2 protein-coding genes and 1 pseudogene are annotated in these 1,912 nt (G+C 41.8%); 2 read left to right on the forward strand and 1 reads right to left on the reverse strand.

The annotated features are described in order from the left end of the window. The first annotated feature begins 176 nt into the window (after positions 1-176). Both ACJJVX_RS00275 and ACJJVX_RS00280 read left to right on the forward strand, forming a co-directional pair. Positions 177-899 (forward strand): hypothetical protein, encoded by a 723-nt coding sequence (locus ACJJVX_RS00275; protein WP_231659138.1) that lies wholly within the window; start codon positions 177-179, stop codon positions 897-899. 57 nt (positions 900-956) lie between these two features. Further along, positions 957-1,256, forward strand: coding sequence for a hypothetical protein (locus ACJJVX_RS00280; protein ID WP_054206956.1), 300 nt, complete (start codon positions 957-959; stop codon positions 1,254-1,256). Positions 1,257-1,346: 90 nt separating this feature from the next. On the opposite strand, the pseudogene ACJJVX_RS00285 reads toward ACJJVX_RS00280, so the two are convergent. Next, positions 1,347-1,912, reverse strand: a pseudogene (locus ACJJVX_RS00285) (group II intron maturase-specific domain-containing protein); the annotation flags it as partial.

Genomic DNA, 1,912 nt, shown 5'->3' on the forward strand with positions numbered 1-1,912 from the left:
ACGTCAATGAAATTGGCTAAATATCGGTTAGGCCATAAAAAGCAAATTCCCATAGCATAAACAATACCAACGCGAACACACCGAGCAGGTAGCGCCTCAGTCCAACAAGCGATTATGCAACACAAACTGCGTGTTGTATAAATACTAAAATGTTATATGCAAAATAAGAATCGAGTATGACTGAGAAAGCCAGCATCAAAGAAATCCCAGAGCCAATAAATGTCACAATTTCTGTTGATGAAGATAATCAGGTTATTGTTGAAGCTATAGATAAATTGACGGCTGGTATTCCAAAGTCTTCGGGAATCGAATCTTTAATACAAGATCAGAACCTTATTCTTTCAAGTTTAGTCGATATTGCAAAGGTACCACCCCAGCCAGATTTCATTCCTTATTATATTGCTTTAACGTCAATAGTAATTTCTCTCATAGCACTTTATTTATCACACTGGCATAAGTCATCAAAATCCGTACTTTGCTTAAATAGCAGGCTATTTGGCTGTACTGGGAAGAAAACAACACGAGAGCTTAGCTATACATATAGCAATACGGGAAATCAAGAGCTATTTGTTAAAGATATATCGTTACTAAGAGGCCAATCTCCACTAGGACACCTCAAACATAATTCGTCATTTCTGGTGATACCGTCAAACTCTATCGAGCCTTTCATCATAAAGCCTGGCGAGATTAAAACCTTCATGCTATCTCACGATCTTCAATATGATGTTGGGCCAGATTATGATGAAGCTTTAAACAAATACATACTTGTGAGCCTAGAGGTGATTTCAGTGAATGGCGGTCGTTATCAAGTTGTTCATGACATTTCAGATCTTGGTCCATCGGGTCCAGATATTAAAGACAAAATTTGGCGTGGTGTTCCATTGGGGAGCAGCATATAACAAGCAAAGGCAATCCGACGCGAAAAGACGCGCGGTTGCTTTGAGCGTTAGGCATACATGAAGAGTCTAAAAATCCACAAAGCAGCAAACGGCCATGCGTCAATTGACTTTGATGAATATGATTCGCCAGCATGGTTTAAAATTGTTTCAATTTTAGAAGATGAGATGGGCTTCATACGCGAAGGTGATGCAGCGATGGGAATGGATGAAGGCATAATGCCTTCGTTCGTGAAAAATGATATTACCATCTCCGCTGGCTGGGATAATTGGTCGGGTAACTATCTACTTTCGGAATCTAAAGAGGCTGATGAGGTGCTTGCTAAACTCATTTCACAGCTATCAGGGACCAAGCAGTAAATGCCTAATCGGGTAGCCGGAGGTCTCTAACCTCCAGCCCCCACACCACCCATCATGCGCTTTTTATTAACAGGAAGTGCAATGGGCGGTTCATCTCCCGTAATGAATATTGATCCAAATATCTCTCAATGACACTAACCCTTGTGACGCTAAGTAGTTATTGCCTAGCGCAATGTTAATTCCTTTTGTTTTTGAGCTTCTACAAGGGCCTTCGCTTCCAAGCGCCTACTTTTGGTACTGGTGATACCACAGGCTATGGCGAGTCGCTCGCTAACACCCAATTTCATTAAACTGCGTACTTTGGTACGAGGTTTTCGCCACTGCCGCCAGTAGCACATTCTTATCCTACGGCGGATCCAATGATCTAAATCCACTGTTAGTTGATAAGCGTTGGCTATTAAGTAGTAGTGTCCCCAGCCGCGTAAATACTGCGTGAGTTTATGAATTTGTAAGGTCATTGAGATCCCCCCAGTTGCGGTTAGTGAGTTCCCTGACATTTGCTTTAAATTTCTTTAGCGCCTGTTCGTGGATTTGCACTTGACCGTAACGAAAGGTAAACCCGAGAAATTTCGAGCCTGTTACTGGACCGACTCGACTTTTCGATTCGTTCACTTTGAGCTTTAATCGCTTAGTGATAAACGCAGTAATTTCCCGTT

The sequence above is a fragment of the Pseudoalteromonas sp. Ld20 genome (genome assembly GCF_045064175.1).
Classification (GTDB): Bacteria; Pseudomonadota; Gammaproteobacteria; order Enterobacterales; family Alteromonadaceae; genus Pseudoalteromonas; species Pseudoalteromonas neustonica.

Coding starts and splice junctions, on each gene's coding strand:
- ACJJVX_RS00275 (WP_231659138.1), top strand. CDS start 177: ATGACTGAGAAAGCCAGCATCAAAGAAATCCCAGAGCCAATAAATGTC.
- ACJJVX_RS00280 (WP_054206956.1), top strand. CDS start 957: ATGAAGAGTCTAAAAATCCACAAAGCAGCAAACGGCCATGCGTCAATT.